At 69.8% G+C, this 15,219-nt stretch carries 12 protein-coding genes and 1 pseudogene; 5 read left to right on the top strand and 8 right to left on the bottom strand.

Annotated elements, in window-relative coordinates; all coding sequences use genetic code 11:
• Positions 1 to 902: 902 nt before the first annotated feature.
• The 3 genes from ACZ52R_RS39115 to ACZ52R_RS39105 all read right to left on the bottom strand — a co-directional run bounded on the left by ACZ52R_RS39115 (position 903) and on the right by ACZ52R_RS39105 (position 3,499).
• A complete protein-coding gene (locus ACZ52R_RS39115) occupies positions 903 to 1,460 on the bottom strand; it encodes a hypothetical protein (protein WP_360505519.1) in 558 nt (185 codons plus the stop codon).
• A 417-nt stretch (positions 1,461 to 1,877) separates the two neighbouring features.
• Entirely contained in the window at positions 1,878 to 2,555 is a 678-nt protein-coding gene (lexA, locus tag ACZ52R_RS39110) for a transcriptional repressor LexA (RefSeq protein WP_360505521.1), read from the bottom strand.
• A gap of 119 nt (positions 2,556 to 2,674) precedes the next feature.
• A complete protein-coding gene (locus tag ACZ52R_RS39105; RefSeq protein ID WP_465625817.1) occupies positions 2,675 to 3,499 on the bottom strand; it encodes a helix-hairpin-helix domain-containing protein in 825 nt (274 codons plus the stop codon).
• Positions 3,500 to 3,736: 237 nt separating this feature from the next.
• Here ACZ52R_RS39105 and ACZ52R_RS39100 point away from each other — a divergent pair, with 237 nt between their 5' ends.
• Together ACZ52R_RS39100 and ACZ52R_RS39095 are read left to right on the top strand one after the other, a co-directional pair.
• Positions 3,737 to 4,033 carry a cupin domain-containing protein gene (locus ACZ52R_RS39100; RefSeq protein WP_465625776.1) on the top strand — a complete coding sequence of 99 codons (297 nt, stop codon included), beginning with the start codon at positions 3,737 to 3,739 and terminating at the stop codon, positions 4,031 to 4,033.
• A 272-nt stretch (positions 4,034 to 4,305) separates the two neighbouring features.
• Positions 4,306 to 4,698, top strand: coding sequence for a hypothetical protein (locus tag ACZ52R_RS39095; protein ID WP_465625774.1), 393 nt, complete (start codon positions 4,306 to 4,308; stop codon positions 4,696 to 4,698).
• A 546-nt stretch (positions 4,699 to 5,244) separates the two neighbouring features.
• Here the strand turns inward: ACZ52R_RS39095 and ACZ52R_RS39090 are convergent.
• Positions 5,245 to 6,387: a Kelch repeat-containing protein gene (locus tag ACZ52R_RS39090; protein WP_465755156.1), complete on the bottom strand. Its 1,143-nt coding sequence runs from the start codon at positions 6,385 to 6,387 to the stop codon at positions 5,245 to 5,247.
• Positions 6,388 to 6,711: 324 nt separating this feature from the next.
• Between ACZ52R_RS39090 and ACZ52R_RS39085 the strand changes: the two genes are divergently transcribed.
• The gene (locus tag ACZ52R_RS39085) at positions 6,712 to 6,858 is read left to right on the top strand and encodes a hypothetical protein (RefSeq protein ID WP_465625770.1); all 147 of its coding nucleotides are present in this window, start codon (positions 6,712 to 6,714) and stop codon (positions 6,856 to 6,858) included.
• A 729-nt stretch (positions 6,859 to 7,587) separates the two neighbouring features.
• Here ACZ52R_RS39085 and ACZ52R_RS39080 read toward each other — a convergent pair.
• Positions 7,588 to 8,805, bottom strand: a complete 1,218-nt coding sequence (locus ACZ52R_RS39080; RefSeq protein ID WP_465755155.1) for a ParB/RepB/Spo0J family partition protein — start codon at positions 8,803 to 8,805, stop codon at positions 7,588 to 7,590.
• Positions 8,802 to 9,998: a ParA family protein gene (locus tag ACZ52R_RS39075; protein ID WP_360505595.1), complete on the bottom strand. Its 1,197-nt coding sequence runs from the start codon at positions 9,996 to 9,998 to the stop codon at positions 8,802 to 8,804. The genes ACZ52R_RS39080 and ACZ52R_RS39075 overlap by 4 nt, the downstream gene beginning before the upstream one ends.
• Before the next feature lie 581 nt (positions 9,999 to 10,579).
• On the opposite strand from ACZ52R_RS39075, the gene ACZ52R_RS39070 reads away from it, so the two are divergent.
• Positions 10,580 to 11,518, top strand: a complete 939-nt coding sequence (locus ACZ52R_RS39070; protein WP_465755154.1) for a MerR family transcriptional regulator — start codon at positions 10,580 to 10,582, stop codon at positions 11,516 to 11,518.
• Positions 11,519 to 11,584: 66 nt separating this feature from the next.
• On the opposite strand, the pseudogene ACZ52R_RS39065 reads toward ACZ52R_RS39070, so the two are convergent.
• Positions 11,585 to 11,809, bottom strand: a pseudogene (locus ACZ52R_RS39065) (IS256 family transposase); the annotation flags it as partial.
• Positions 11,810 to 12,243: 434 nt separating this feature from the next.
• On the opposite strand from ACZ52R_RS39065, the gene ACZ52R_RS39060 reads away from it, so the two are divergent.
• Positions 12,244 to 13,455 carry an alpha/beta hydrolase family protein gene (locus ACZ52R_RS39060; RefSeq protein ID WP_465625766.1) on the top strand — a complete coding sequence of 404 codons (1,212 nt, stop codon included), beginning with the start codon at positions 12,244 to 12,246 and terminating at the stop codon, positions 13,453 to 13,455.
• Positions 13,456 to 14,043: 588 nt separating this feature from the next.
• On the opposite strand, the gene ACZ52R_RS39055 is transcribed toward ACZ52R_RS39060, so the two are convergent.
• Positions 14,044 to 14,247: a hypothetical protein gene (locus tag ACZ52R_RS39055; protein ID WP_465625764.1), complete on the bottom strand. Its 204-nt coding sequence runs from the start codon at positions 14,245 to 14,247 to the stop codon at positions 14,044 to 14,046.
• Positions 14,248 to 15,219 lie beyond the last annotated feature (972 nt).

Genomic DNA, 15,219 nt, shown 5'->3' with positions numbered 1-15,219 from the left:
TCGCCGCCCGCAGCCGCCCGCAGCCCGACGTAGTCCTGGGGACGCAGAGGTCGGCTGGTCACCTGGCGGTGGTCGGCGGCCGATGGGCGCCCCTGGCGCCGGCGATGCCCGGGCGACCGGTCGGTGAGCCCCCGGGGTATGAATCGGCCGGGCCTTGGCCATGGGGACGGCCCCGGGCGGCGCGGTGTGTTTGATCGAGGTAGTTGTTACCAGGCGCTTCCTGCGGCCTGCGCCTTCGGCCCGCCTTGGCTACCAGCTGGTCGGGGTGGTGTCATCTGCCTCGTTCGTCCCGGGCCCGGAGTCGGCTGTGGCTGCCCATGCGGCTATCCGGGCGCCATCCGGATATCTCGTGAGCGGGAGACGCCCGGTGAAGGGTATGTCGTCTCGCACGAGATGACTCGGGACCCATGAGGAGACCAGCGTGTACGCAGTAGTACGGCGGTACGAAGGAGTGACCGATCCTGCGGAGGCAGGGCGCCGAGTGGCCGAGGGATTCCTGCCACTCCTTCGCCAGGTTCCCGGATTCATGGCCTACTACTGGGTTGATGCCGGGGACGGGGTGATGGTCTCCACCAGCGTCTTCGAAGACCAAGCCGGGGCCGAGGAATCGATCCGGAGAGCGGCGGACTTCGTGCGGGACAGCCTCGCGTCACTGCTCCCTAATCCTCCCCACGTCACGGCCGGCCAGGTCGTGGCTGCTGGGTAGCGACCTCCGCAGCGTCCCTCACGGCACTGCGACCAGAGCCCGATTCCTCTGGGAGCGGGATTCGGCAGACGTCGCGACCAGGTGACAGCTATCGCGACCGCTCACATCGGCCCTATTGGCGGGCGCACCCGATTCGAAGGGAGCGGAATTCAGTGCGTCCCTGTTCGTGGTGGCTACGACCTGTGACGATGCAAGGTCAGGACAATGGCTGCCCGCCACGACCGGTGCGGCTGACACCCCGCGGCGAAAACGTCATCGGCCCGATCCAGCCCCGACGGACGAGCGCAATCTGAGACGGCAGTGGGGTCACCGGGTCGAGAGCCCTTCCACGCGACCAGTTCTCGAACAACCCCTCGGTCGTCTCGACAGCAGACACCACCATGGTTACCTGGCAGTCCCCGTCATCCCAGGTGTTCCACAGCGCCCAGCCCTCTGGTCGCGGGTCGACACCGATCCGCGCGCACGCGTCCTCGTAGTCCTCATCCACCCCGGCCGGCATGACCCCGGGCTTCAGGACCGCGGCACCGACGAGCCTGACCAGGGGACGGTCCTCATCCACACAGCCGTCGCCGTCGAAGTGGTAACTGCGTAGCACCCGGGCGAGCGCGTTCACGCTCCGCTGGAGCGATGTCGCGTCGTCCGGATCGCGCTCGAACGAGAGCCAGTCCTCGTTGGACGCTTCGACAGTGACTCGGTAGGCGAGGCGCTCGATCTCTCGGAGATAGTCCGATTCGCTGAGCTCAGGTGTGGTCATGGCGCGCAGTCTCGCATCAGGGTGCCCAATGTAGACACGTGTTTTCGACCGTCCCAGGCCGCCGCAACCTTCACTGGTCTCGCTGGATTTCAAGGTCGCTCGGGCATCCTGGCAAGATCCTTCTGGGTCAAGGTGACGTTCGTCGAGGGCTCATGTCTCCAGGGTGCAACTGCCCAAGCCCGCGACGAGGCTGGATGCGGCCGGTCGGCCGACACCGCAGCCGCCGGCCGGGGTGCCGCGTACGGGCCTCGTGCGGCGTTCGGCAGCCGAACTTCGCGTGGTGCCGTCGCCGGCCGCGGTGAGGCGCCTGCGGGCCGACCTCCCCTGGTGCTCAGCCCCTCGGATGACGACTTCGTGGGACGCTCGCGAGGGCGTGGCCTGGTGGCCGCCGGTCATCGCGTGGTGTCGTCCGTTTGTTCAGAGTCGGCGCAGGACGGCGACGACCTTGCCGAGGATGGTGGCGTTGTCGCCGTTGATGGGCTCGTAGGCAGGGTTGTGCGGCAAGAGCCAGGTCCGGCCGGCCTCGCGCTTGAGGCGTTTGACGGTGGCCTCGCCGTCGATCATCGCGGCCACGATGTCGCCGTTCTCGGCGACGGGCTGGCGGCGCACGACGACGGTGTCCCCGTCGGTGATGGCGGCGCCGGTCATCGAGTCGCCGCGTACTTCCAGGGCGAACAGTTGCCCGCCGCCGACGAGCCGGCGGGGCAGGGTGAGCTCGTCCTCGATGTGTTCCTCGGCGAGAATCGGGCCGCCGGCGGCGATGCGGCCGAGCAGCGGAACGATTGCGTCGCGCGGTGCCGGGCGCACGGTGGTGGCCGGGCCGTCGTCGAGGAGGCAGTAGGCGCGGGGGCGGTGCGGGTCCTTGGCGACCAGGCCCAGCTGCTGGAGCCGGGTGAGCTGGTGGGCGACCGAGCTGGAACTGGACAGGCCCACGGCCTGGCCGATCTCGCGGATGGACGGCGGGTACCCGTTGCTGCGGAGGTGGGTGCGGATCGCGTCGATCACCTGCCGCTGGCGCTCGGTGAGGCCGTCCTCGCCGATGCGGACGCCCTTGGGCCGGCCGCGGCGGGCTCGCGCAGGGGTGGTGTCGTCCATCGTCAGGTGCCTTTCGGTCGTTGCGGGGGACTGTATCCCGCCGCGGTGCGGGCGGTCATCCGCCCGGGGCGGGTGACCTGCGCAAACGGGGGCCGTCGGGATGGTGTTGGTGTGTCCGGTCATCGGAAGTCGCGGCTGCGGGCGCCGGGGGCGAGGGTGAGCGAGGTGAGGCGGGTGGCGACGAGGTTGATCGCGCCGTCCTTGCGTTCGGCGGTGCCGTGGACGAGCAGGCCGGCGTTGCCGAGGGCGACGCGGCGCTGGCGCTCCCACACATGGGGCTGGCAGATGATGTTGACGAGACCGGTCTCGTCCTCAAGGGAGATGAACAGGACCCCGCCTGCGGTGGGCGGGCGCTGGCGGTGGGTGACGAGGCCTCCGACGGCCACCGTCGTTCCGGGGATGGCGCTGTGCTTGAAGTCGGCGGCGGTCATGGCGCCGCAGCGGTCGAGGTGCGGGCGGGCGTGCTGGACGGGGTGGGTGGTGGCCGAGGCGCCGGTGGCCCACAGGTCGGCGATGGTCTCCTCGACGGCGGTCATCTCCGGCAGGTCCGCCGGGGCGGTGAGCGCCGGGGCGGTGCCGGGCAGCATGGCGCCGGTGGTCCGGGCGAGCAGTCCTGCGGACCACAGGGCCTGGCGGCGGGTCACCCCTAGGCTCGCGAAGGCACCGGCTGTGGCGAGGGCCTCCAGCACGGGCGCGGGGAGGGCGGTGCGGCGGGCGAAGTCCTCCAGGTCGCAGTAGGGGCGGGCGGCGGCGATCGCGTCTGCGTGCTCCGGGCCCAGTCCGCGCACCGCGGCGAGCCCGAGACGGATCGCGGGCCGGGCAGAGGCCCCTCGCTCTCCCCCGGCACCGCCCGCAGCGCTGCTGGTTTTGATGCTGGGACCGGTGCCCGCCGTGGTGGCTTCGAGGGTGGGAGCGGCGTCGCTGTGGTTGACGTCGACGGGCAGGACGGTGACGCCGTGTCGTTTGGCGTCGGCGACCAGGGTCAGGCCACACGGGAGGCGGCCAAGCGGCTGCGGAACCTGAAGGACGACGGCCGGGCCGGCTGACCCGCGACCGCATGACGTCCGGCCTGACGGCCCTCCGGGTCACCGGTCTGGCTGTCCCCCCGTGCACGGCCGTGTGCCCGGAACTACCGTCGCCATCAGGTCAACGACGCTCCACTCCTCAACCAGGAGATCCCCATGGCAGCTGACGCTGTGCAGGTAGCACCTGATGTATACAAGATCCTCTTCGAGAACGATCGGGTACGGCTTCTCGAGGCCCGACTCCAGCCTGGTGCCACGTCAGCCATGCACCACCATCGTGACAACCTCGTCTACAACCTCGCAGATGGGAAGGTGACCTTCACCGACGAGTCCGGCGAAACCGTCGAGGTCTCGCTCGCGGCTGGCGAGACGATGTGGAGCCCCGCAGTGGACCACTCCACGCACAACACGGGGAACACCGAAGTCCGCTCGCTGCTGTTCGAGTTGAAGTAGCGGCCCGCACAACCGACACGTCAGCCTCAGCGGATGCCCGCCGGTGGTCAACGGTCAACCGAGACCGCGTCCACAACCAGGTCACCGGGCCGGTCGCCCTGTACACGGCCACGCAGTCCCACGACGTGCGCTCCACCAGCTGCAGCGCGGCACATCCGACCGGGTCCGCAACAAGCGCGTCAACGAGCGCACCGGCACGAGGACAAGCTCGCCGCCGCCAGATCGCCGTCTCCACCGGCCCCGCCCCCGAGGCCGCCAACATCATCGACCTCATGGACGCCCTGCGCCGCAGCCTCGACAGCGCCCGCAGGGACAAGGACCAGGACCAGGCCGACGAACCGGCCCCGGCCAAGCCCACACGCCGGGCCCCCGCCGCCCGCGCCGGCCACTCCCCGAAGCAGACCGGCGGGAAGAGAAGCACCTCCGCCAAGACCCCCAACGCCGGCAGCACCAAGACGGCCGCGGCCGAGTCCACGTCGAAGCGCACCGGGGCCACGGGCAAGCGCACCAGCGCGACCGGCAAGCGGCAGCTGTCCCAGCTCACCAAGGCCGAGCTCTACCAGCGCGCCACCGACCTCGACATCCCCCACCGCTCCACCATGACCCGCGGCCAACTCCAGCACGCCCTCGAACACACCACACGACACCGACGCACCGCCTCGTAGAAGGCGGCGCGCACTCGGCAGCCGACGCAGCAGTCCCGCCCCGGGCGGCCTGCAGGGAACGCCGATGTTTGCCCCCGCGAATCGAGGCAACAAGAAGCCCGGGCGGGCGGTGCACGGGCTCGGCCGGCAGACCTCTCTCCCCCCCCCCCGGTCTGCCGGCCGAGCCCAAGGGCCGAAGGTGAATCCGAAGTCCTCGGCGCCAAGCGTGGAGCAGCTCGTGGAGTAGGTGCGCAGCAGGCCGGGGGCCCTGCTGGCGGACTGCGGCGCGTACGGCTGCGACACCCAAACGGAACGCCGCCGAAGGGCGGGGTCTCGACGGCGGCGGTCACTGTGGGCCTCGCACCCGCCAGCGCCGCCGCCCGAGTGCGGCCGCAGTTGTGGCCGGCGGGCAGGGCATGGCGTGCGTGGCCACGGTGGATCTCCGCTCTCCTCGGTGACTGCTGCGAGGACCCGTCAGCCGGCTGCTCCCCGCTCGGGTTCGACTCGGCACCGTGGGTCGATCGGCTGTCGGTCCCGCCCGGCGTTCAGGCGATGCCAGGGCCGGGATCAGGGCGCGACCGGGCCTCCGATCTTGGACCAGGCGCCGTTGGCGCCGGTGTACTCGTAGACGCCGGAGTGGTCGGGGCTGACGCCGTAGAGGTGGTCGTCGGTGGTGACGAAGGCGGCTCCGGGAGCGCCGATGCGGGTCCAGGTCCCGCGCGCGGGGTCGTACTGCTCCATGTCGCCGGTCGCCGCGTCGGTCGCGTAGAGGGTGGTGCGGCTGGTGAAGATGCGGTCGGTCGCGCCGCGGATCTGGTTCCAGTCGCTGTTGGTACCGGTGTACTCGAAGACCCCGTGATGATCGACACTCACCCCGTACAGGTGGTCACCGGTGGCAGCGAAGCCACTGCCGGGGGCGCCGATCCGCGTCCACGTCCGGCGGCTGCGGTCGTAGCGTTCGATGTCGCCGGTGGTCATGTCAGTCGCGTACAGCGTGCTGCCGCTGGTGAAGATGCGGTCGGTCGCGCCGCGGATCTGGTTCCAGTCGCTGTTGGTACCGGTGTACTCGAAGACCCCGTGATGATCGACACTCACCCCGTACAGGTGGTCACCGGTGGCAGCGAAACCACTCCCCGGGCCCCCGATCCGCGTCCACGTCCCGCGCGCACGGTCGTACTGCTCGATGTCACCGGAGGCCGGGTCCGTCGCGTACAGCGTCGTCGCGCTCGTGTAAATCCGGCCGGCGGGGCCGCCGACCTTCGTCCACGCGCCGTCCTTGCCGGTGTACTCCTCGACGGCCGTACGGTCCGGGGCGATCCGGTACAGGTGGCTGCCGGTGGCGGCGACGGTGGGGCCGGCGGCGGCCGCCGTCGGTGCGGCGCCGGGTGCCGCAGGCACGCTCGCGGTCGCGGACGCGGTGCGGCCGGGGACAGGCGCGGGAGCCGCGGCACCATTGGTAGGCGCCGGACCCGGGGCCGACGGCAGGCCGGGGCCCTCTCCGGGCGGCGTCGTTCCCGCGATGGTCGGGACCCCGGACGGGGACGGCAGGTTGGGGTCGGACGGCAGGGAGAGGCCGTCCGGCGAGGCAGTGACCGCGGGCGCGGCGGTGTCCTCGCCGTGCCGGGGCTGCTGGTACCGGTTCGCGACCACCACCGCCGCGAGCAACGCCAGCAGAGCGGCCCACTGCGCCGGGGTCGCCAGCGCCTCCAACCGCCGGCGGTACGTGGCCGGGAGCCGTCCGCTCCGCCGACCAGCCCGGGGGACGGCACTGCAGGGGCCGTTCTTGAAGCCGGCGCCACCGGAACGGAGGTGGAGGCGGCCGGAGCGGCACGGGGACGGGATTCGGCCTCAGGCCGGGCGGGAGAAAGGACCCTGGTTGCGGATCCGGCAGCAGAGGCGGCGGCGGGCTTGGCCGAGGATCCTGCACCTGGCCCGTGGCCGGGCTCAGCGGCGGCCCCGGCGTCAGGTTCAGGCCGGCCCGAGCAGTCCTGCGACGGCGGCCGGACCTGGAACAGCTTCCTTGACCGGCGGTACGTGGGCCCTGGCGGCTGGTACACCCTGCCGACGAAGTACGACGACGGAGGCGTGTGGTACCGCGCCTGCTCAGCCGCCGAATGGGCGGGCAGCCCGTACGCGAACCCCCAATGGGGCTACAACATCGCCTGCACCAACTGGTACTGACCCGATCCCCGGGACGGCCCGCCGAATCCGGCGGGCCGTCCCGGCTTGCCGGGCACCAGCCCGGCGCCACGGGGCGGGTGTATGAGGCAGGGCCTCGCCGCGCATCCTGATCGGGACACCCACCCGGGTTCAACGACGCCGCCCCCCGGGGCACGAGGACGACAGCGACGGCCGCTGGGAACAGCGGGCTACCTACGGGCCACCCGTGCGGTGCTCCCCGGCCCGAATTCAGGCAGCGTGCAGGACGTCCGACAACGCGGTCTGCTGCCCGGCCAGCTTCCCGCCCTCGTGGGCCCTGTCCTGCCAGTTCCGGCGTGAGGGGATCGGGCCATGCAGGCGCAGACACGAGATTTCATGATCAAAATCCCTGGAAGGGGTCCGTGGCTGCCTATCCGTCAGCCCAGAAGCCCTACACGCCAGCCATGCCCTGAGAAGCCGCCCAAGTGGCCTTTCTGTGCCTCACTTTTCAGGCTTGCACATGTCAACGATCCGCATATGACGCGACTGTCCCCATTTGCGGTAGGACACCCGACTTGCACGGACATCGTGCTGGCCCGCCGGACGGAAGCGTAAACGCCGTTTACATCACAGAGCCTCCCTGCGAGCCACCCGCCGACGACTGCGCCACGCCCGGCGTGTAAACGCCGTTTACACCGCCCCGGTCCGGCGAGGACAGAACGGCCTGGGCACCTTCACGGTGCCCAGGCCGTCGGTCATAACCCGTGCTGATCAGCCGCCCGCCGTCCGTTCCGGTGCGTACTCATCAAGCCGGTCCAGCACCTTGGTGGCGACAACCCTCAGCTCGTCGGGCTGGAGGAAGCGGCAGAGCCAGGTCGCCACTCCCTCGAGGTCGCGCCAGTCGGGCACCCCGGTCGCAGTTGGCGGAACCGTCGTCCCGCCGGCCTGCTGAGCCTGCCGGACCATGTCTGCGGGGAACTCCTCCGCCGAATACGCGATGCGGTCGCTCGCATCGATGCCGGCGTCGCGCTGGTCCGGTAGGCCGGAGGTGTAAACGCCGTTTACACCCGGAGGCTGTTCCGATGAGCTGCCGTCCTGGAGCTGGGGCGCAGTCGTCCTGTAAACGCCGTTTACACCGTCACCGGCGCGGTGGTTCCCGGCGGCAGGTGCCGAGGGGCGATCGCTCGCCTGCTCCCCCGCCGGACGGTCCGCGCGCTTGGCCGTCCGCGCCGCCTTCGCGGCCTGCTTCTCGGCGGCCGCCTGCTTCGCGGCCTCGGCCCGCTCGAGTTGCTCGGCCGGGGTGATTCTCCCTGACCGGGCTTCAGCCCCGATCCTGCGCGCGTCCTCGACGGCCAGCTCTCCGGTTCCTGTCTGCTCCTGAAGCTCCGGAGAGAGGTGGAGCAGGGCCAGCCGCTGTCCGACCCAGGCACGGGACTTGCCCAGCGCCCGCGCGACGGCGGCCTGGTTGCCCTCGTAGACCGTGTTCAGCAGCTGCTCGATCGCCTGGGCCTCTTCGAACGGCGACACGTCCTCGCGGTGCGCGTTGGCGATCAGAGCCGCCTCGACCATGTCCGAGGCACGCGAGACCAAGTCGTCGTTGAGGTCCACACGAAGGGTCTTGAGCCCAGCCTGCTGCGCGGCCCGCAGACGCCGGTTTCCATCGAGAGCGACGAAGTCCGCCTCGCCGATCGCATCCGACTGGTCCGGGTGCGCGTCGAGGAACGCGCCTCGGCTCACCACGGTGACGGGGACGATCTGCCGACGGGCCAGGCTCTCGGCGAGCTCACCGATCGACTCCCTGTCGAAGGTCTTCCGGGGGTTGAGCGGGTTGAAAACGATCGACGACACCGGTGCCGACGACGCACGCCGCACCCGGCCCGTCGCGTCCAGCGCCTCGCTGCGCGCTCGCACCTCGTCCCCGCGTGCGGCGCCTTGAGCCAGCGCCCCGAACGACCCGCCGCCGCCCTGCAGCTTCTTGGCGATGCTCACGAGAGCCTCCGTCGGATCTCGCGCATGCGCTGTGCCTGGATGGATGTGGGTGCGTACATGAGCAGCGGCTGCTTGACGTGGACGGCCTCGCGCTGTTCCTTGAGGTCGGGGACGACGGAGACGACGGGCGGTGTGCCCAGGGACTGCCAGTTGTCGAGGGAGTGGGTGGCGACGTAGCCCTTGCGCTTGTCGAACTTGTTGACGACGAGTCCGAGCCGGTCGATGTCGACCTCGTAGTCGAGGCTGACGGTGCGGATCTGGCTGTCGAGCATGGCGTAGGCGTCGGCGGAGGAGTCCTCAGCCTCCACAGGGACGAGGACGCCGGAGGTGCCGGGTGCCTCGTTCTTGCGGCGGTGCCCGTAATAGAGACCGGCGTCCATCGCCAGTCCGAGGTTCGGCGGGGCGTCGATCACGATGACGTCGAAGTGCTCTTCGAGCGGGGCGAGGGCGCGCTGGAGGCTGGTCTCGCGGGGGCCGCGGACGGATCCCAGGCGGGAGTCGAGCAGGAACGCATCGAAGCTTGAGGGCAGCAGGCTGAGGCGGCCTTCGAAGTGGTCCGGCTCGATGGCCACGACCTGGTCGAGCAGTGAGCCGACGACGCGGTCCCGGTCGACCATGTGGGTCACCAGGCTCTCTTCACCCGGCGGGGTCTGCTTGACGCCGAGCTGAGACGTCAGGTGGCCCTGCGGGTCGTAGTCGACGAGCAGGGTGCGCAGCCCGGGCAGGGCAGGCAGCTTCGAAGCGCCTGTGCTGGCGGGCAGGCCGAGCGCTATGGCCTGGCCTGTCCCGGCGGCGATGGTGGTCTTGCCGACTCCGCCCTTCTGGTTGCAGACGACGATCCGCCGGGTGTACTTGGGGATCGCCAGCTCGGCCAGGGAGACGTTGTGTGAGTCGATCCACACGCGGATCGCCTGGGCGAGGCCCTGGACGAAGGAGATCCCACGACCGGCGCAGTCCTCCTTGAACTCGTCGTACAGGCCGGGGGGGAGCCAGGTGTTCCAGCTCTCGGCCCCGGACGTGTCAACGGTCGGGTTGTCCGTGGCCGGCCGGACACGCCACTGCTCGACAGCCTGGGCGACAGCGTCCTGCATGTCGATCCCGAGCTGCGCCGACCGGGTCTTGAGTTCCTGACGGAGGGCTACGGGAAGCTTCGACGCAACCTTTTCCCGCCCGCCTCCAGAGTTTTGAGTCATCATGGCGTCACCATAGTGGCGCCATGCTGGTTTAGGCACATCCTGCGGCCGTGTGTCTTCGGGCTTCTCTTCCGCCCGGGTGTAAACGGCGTTTACACCCGAGCTCACGGTGAGGCCCGTGACACTGCGGCCTGTACGCTCACGTCGCCCGGTCCTTGGAGCACAGGGATCCGACCGGCCAGGGCTCTTGACCCGGTGGCAGCCCGCGGCATGGGTCCCGGAAGACCCCCGCCGTACAGGGGCTATGACTCCGGCCCCGAAAACACGGAAGGGCCTGCTTCCTTGGCTCGACGCCGAGGAGGCAGGCCCTTCGCTGTGTCGGCGATCGGATCCAGGCCTGCCGAGGAGAGTCACTCCCCACCCATCACCGCTAGCCGTTCATGGGCGGGGCCATACCTGGGAGAGGCTCCACCAGCGGTTCCACTCCTTGCTGGGCAGTGAATGCCACAGGTCCAGCCGGTCGTGCAGCAGAGCAACTGTCAAGACCTGTGGATGAGGCGGGGATGGCCCGTCCCACGCCGGCGGGGTCTCCTGGGGGATGGGCTTGAGTCTCCAGTAGGGGGAGACGCGAAGGTGGGGGCATGGACGACGACGCGCTGTACACGATCGGAGCGTTGGCCCGGCGGACCGGGCTGACGGTGAAGACCATCCGGTTCTACTCCGACACCGGGATCGTGCCGTCGACTGACCGCAGCCCGGCTGGCTACCGGCTCTATGGCCTCCATGCGCTCGCGCGCCTGGACCTCGTGCGAACACTGCGTGACCTGGGAGTCGACCTTGCCGGCATCCGGCAGGTGCTGGACCGGGAGATCTCGGTTCCTGAGGTCGCGGCAGCGCATGCCGACGCCCTGGACGTGCAGATCCGCACCCTACGGCTGCGCCGCGCGGTACTGCGAGCGGTAGCCAAGCGGGGCTCCACCCCTGAGGAGACGGACCTCATGCACAAGCTCGCGAAACTCTCCGACGACGAGCGCCGACGCCTCGTCAACGACTTCATCGACGACACCTTCGGCGGCCTGGACGCCAACCCCGACTTCGTGGACATGATGCGCTCGGCCATGCCCGACCTGCCGGACGACCCCGAACCGGATCAGGTCGAAGCATGGGTGGAACTCGCCGAACTCACCCAGGACCCGGACTTCCGCACCGCGGTGCGCCGGATGGCACAGCACCAGGCAGCCGAACGCGCCCAGGGCGACACCACCGGACTGCACCACGACCTCACCGAGACGGTCCGCGAACAGGTCGGGCACGCCCTCACGGCCGGCATCGCCCCCACCTCCGCCGCGGCAGCACCCATCATCGACGCCCTCACCGCCCGCTACGCCCAGGTCTTCGGCCGCGCCGACGACACTGACCTGCGCCGCTGGCTGTCGACACGCCTGGAGGTCGCCAACGACTCGCGCGCGGAACGCTACTGGCACCTCCTGGCCGTCATCAACGGATGGCCCGCCCCGACAAGCCTCGCGCCGGTGTTCGCCTGGTTCATCGAGGCCCTGCGCGCCGGTTTCGAGCAGTAGCGCGCTGCCGTGTGCGCCCCGCAGCGGCCCTCGAGGTGCTGAGACAATCAGGCCGCGAGGCCCCCTGGGGCGCTCCACGAGCCGGCCACGTTCGAAGCGTGCTCCGGCGCGGACGAACGGGACGAGGTGGGCGCCGTTGACGGCCCGCCAGCGGGCCTGGACGGACTCGACAAGCTTGAACACCATCGCCCGCCCGGCGGCACGGGAGCCGGCGCCTTTGCTGACCTTCGTGCGATGGCGGACGGTGGCGAAGGTCGACTCGATCGGGTAGGTGGTCCGCAGATGGATCCAGATGAGGCTGACGGTGGCGAGGGTGCTGGTCCAGTTGCCGGCGTGGTGAGCGGCGCGGTCGTCCACGTACGCGGCCGCACCCGACTTGGTACTGGTGACCAGGATCGAGCCGCCCACCGCGAGCCTTGTTCCGGCACGCCCGTGTCCCGCGAGCAACATGTCTCACAGGACTAGTGCAGCGCCGCGTTGATCCTTCGGGGGTTCATGCCGCTTTGAGTGGGCTGCCGTCGTAGATCCAGCGGTAGGGCTTGGCGTCGTGCTCGTCGTAGGCCGAGACGAAGGTGGCGCTCGACGATGCCGCCGAAGGGAACCCGCGCCGCACGACATACTCCCGGCGGATTACTCCGGTACCTCGCGGGGCTACGAACGACATCAGAGTGTTTGCATCCACCGGCCGACGCGACAGAGGAGCTGCGGAACCTAGCGTCGATCCCATGAAACGCAATCGCCGTATCAGCGCTGTCGCGGCGCTGGCGCTCGCCGCCATCGTCGCCGGAACCGGCGCCGGGTTCGCCGCCACGACCACACCGTCGGCCACACCGGTGGCCACGCACGCGTTCGACACCGCACCGGCCACGGCCACGGCCACCGCGCCCACACGGTCCTTCCAAGGCACCCTCCCCGCGCCGACCGGCCCCTACGCCGCCGGCAAGGAGGTCATCCACCTCACCGACGCGAACCGTCCCGACCCGTGGGTGCCGTCATCCGGCCCCCGCCAACTGACCGTCACGATGATCTACCCGGCCGTCCCCGGGACCGGGACGCCGGCCCCTTACATGACCCTCGGCGAGGCAGCCGGAATCCTCCAGCGCCAGAAGACGCCGGCGAGCTCCGGCGTCACCCCGCAGACCCTTGCCGGCGTCACCACCCACGCCTTCGACGGCGCGCGGCCGCAGAGGGGCAAGTATCCGCTGGTGGTCCTCTCAGCCGCGCACGAGAACCCGCGCATGACGCTCACCGCGCTCGCGACCGACCTGGCCAGCCACGGCTACGTCGTCGCGCTCGTCGGCCACACCAACGAGGACAGCGGCGAGACGCTGGCGAACGGCCAGACGTCGTCGTGCGTGATCTGCGACAACCCGGCGCTCAACCTCGACTCCGTCGTCGCCAGCCGCGCGACGGACGTGTCCTTCGTGATCGACCAGTTGACGCACGGCAATACCGCGTGGCGCCTGGCCCACCTCATCGACAAGCACCAGATCGGCATGGCCGGACACTCCCTCGGCGGAGCGTCCGCCGCCGCCGCGATGATCGCCGACCCGCGAGTACGGGCCGGAGTGAACATGGACGGCACCTTCCACCCGACCCCGATGCCCGGCCAGATCAACCGGCCGTTCCTCATGCTGGGCACGGCCGAAAACCACTCGGCCGGCGGCCACAACACCACGTGGGAGCAGGCATGGGCCGCCCTCGGCGGCTACAAGGAGTGGCTGACGGTCACCGACGCCGACCACTTCGACTTCAGCGACCTGGACCTGCTTAAGAAGCAGGCCGGGTTCCCGACGCAGGGCCTCTCCCCGGAACGCGGGCTGGTGATCACCCGCGAGTACGTGACGGCGTTCTTCGACCGGACGCTGAAGGGGATCCACAGTCCGCTGCTGGACGGCCCCTCGCCGAACAATCCGGAAGTACTCTTCCAGCACTAGCCAGGCGCTAGCAGCGAGGCCTACTCGTATCGGGTCCCCCGGCGTTGTCGCTTTCCTGTCGCCTCGGGGTCGCTGCTGGCGTGATGGACGTCACCGTCCCCAGGGATGCGTTAGGCAGCAGCCGCCTGACCGCTTGGGCGGGGTCCTGCGCCCGTGTTACGCACTGGGCACGTAGACGTTCGATCTCCAGGTGCTGAGCGGCGAGCCGGGAGAGGGCCAGCTGTCGGAATGCCATGAGTTCCTTGAGCTGCTTCTCCTGGGCTTGGAGGCGCTGGGCCAGGACGGCGTTGGCGTCCTTCAAGCGGGCAATCCGGGAGTCTCGCGGGTCCGGGGTCCCTCCTGCGCCCTGCGTCGCCTTGAGTCGGCGAGTGACCTCCGCGGCGAGGTGCCGGTAGGGACCCGGTCTGGTGGTGCCGTCGGGGTTCTTCTTCGGGTAGAAGGCGGTACGGGTGACGCCGGCTTCGGCAGCCAGGGTCTTGGGATCGCACCGGCCGCCCTCTGGTACTTCGCCGCGAAGAAAGTCGGTCCATGGCCGAGCGGATCGCGTGTTCGTTGCGGGAGCGGGTCTGTTCGGTGATCCGGGCCATCTCACACCCCGTTCTTGTGGGCGGTGTCGATGGCTTCCAGGACGCGCATATCGCGGTCGAGTTCCTGCTGCAGCCGGCTCTTCTCCACTCGCTGGCTGCGGCCGATCGCGGCGATGAACGCCTTCTTGTTCTCGGCGCCGGCGGCCCAGACCGGCCGGTGGCAGGCATGGTGGGTGGCCTGCGGGCAGCGCGCGGCGTCGCACATCCCCACCAGGGGCCGGTCGGCGGCCGGTGTACCGGCCGGCTTGAGGCACAGGGCCTTGGCGGGGTCGGCGAACCAGCAAGTAGCCAGCAGTAGTTCGCGGTGCCCAGATGCAGGGTCTTCGCGCGCCAGGCCAGGAGGTTCAGTACCTCCTGGTCTCCGCGCTTGGTGGCCGGCGCTCCGGGTTCAGCGCCGGTGTGGGTGTCGACGAAGGCGAAGAAGTCGAGCAGGCTCTTGGCGCCGGGGCCGGCGGGCATCCGGCCGGCCTTGTGGTCCTGCCAGACCTGCCAGGTGAGGTCCCTGTTGCGTTCGGCCTCCAGCTTGCCGACCTCGGCGAGGAGGGAGGCCTGGGCGCCACCGGGCCGGGCTAATGGTGGAGTCGGGTATCGGAACTGTCCGTTGCGACATGAGGTCGCTTGTGTTGAGTGAAGACGTCGAAGGAGGTTCGACTGAGGTCGAAGACGTAGTCCGGGCCGTATCCGTGGCCTGTCCCTACCCCGACATGCGTGGCTGGGTCCTGCTCAGCCGGGTGTGAAGCTCGGGGGAAAGCCCAAGAGTCTCCGTTCCGCCCGGGGGCCACAGGCGATGGGAAGGCTGGGTATGGGGTGAATACCAGTGAATCCTTGCTGATGCCTCGTAATTCCAACGCTTTGTAGCGGTATGTATCACAAGGTGACAGGGGCCCGTCGTTGAAAGGCGACAGGTGGCGGCCAAAGACTGATTTTGGTCGCGTGGATACCACCGCCCTCGGGGTATAGAGGACACCCAACCCCAGCCGCACCTCACACATGCGGAACATGGAAACCCCGCTAGAGTCCGAGACGGGCGCAGTGCGCGAACGTAACGGTAAGCCGATCGTAAGAGGGGCCTAATTCTCTGGCGGGACAGGATGCCCAAGAAGCTAACGCCGGCTGCCGAAAGGCAACACGAAACGCAAGGCAGACATGACCGACTCTCTCCTGTCGGATGCCCCGT

It is taken from the genome of Kitasatospora sp. NPDC034023 (assembly GCF_055575795.1).
The sequence above is the reverse complement of the archived record's forward strand: the minus strand, read 5'-3'. Positions and strand labels throughout refer to the sequence as shown.

Coding starts and splice junctions, on each gene's coding strand:
- ACZ52R_RS39070 (WP_465755154.1), top strand. CDS start 10,580: ATGGACGACGACGCGCTGTACACGATCGGAGCGTTGGCCCGGCGGACC.
- ACZ52R_RS39060 (WP_465625766.1), top strand. CDS start 12,244: ATGAAACGCAATCGCCGTATCAGCGCTGTCGCGGCGCTGGCGCTCGCC.
- ACZ52R_RS39055 (WP_465625764.1), bottom strand. CDS start 14,247: ATGTGCGACGCCGCGCGCTGCCCGCAGGCCACCCACCATGCCTGCCAC.
- ACZ52R_RS39100 (WP_465625776.1), top strand. CDS start 3,737: ATGGCAGCTGACGCTGTGCAGGTAGCACCTGATGTATACAAGATCCTC.
- ACZ52R_RS39075 (WP_360505595.1), bottom strand. CDS start 9,998: ATGACTCAAAACTCTGGAGGCGGGCGGGAAAAGGTTGCGTCGAAGCTT.
- ACZ52R_RS39095 (WP_465625774.1), top strand. CDS start 4,306: ATGGACGCCCTGCGCCGCAGCCTCGACAGCGCCCGCAGGGACAAGGAC.
- ACZ52R_RS39115 (WP_360505519.1), bottom strand. CDS start 1,460: ATGACCACACCTGAGCTCAGCGAATCGGACTATCTCCGAGAGATCGAG.
- lexA (WP_360505521.1), bottom strand. CDS start 2,555: ATGGACGACACCACCCCTGCGCGAGCCCGCCGCGGCCGGCCCAAGGGC.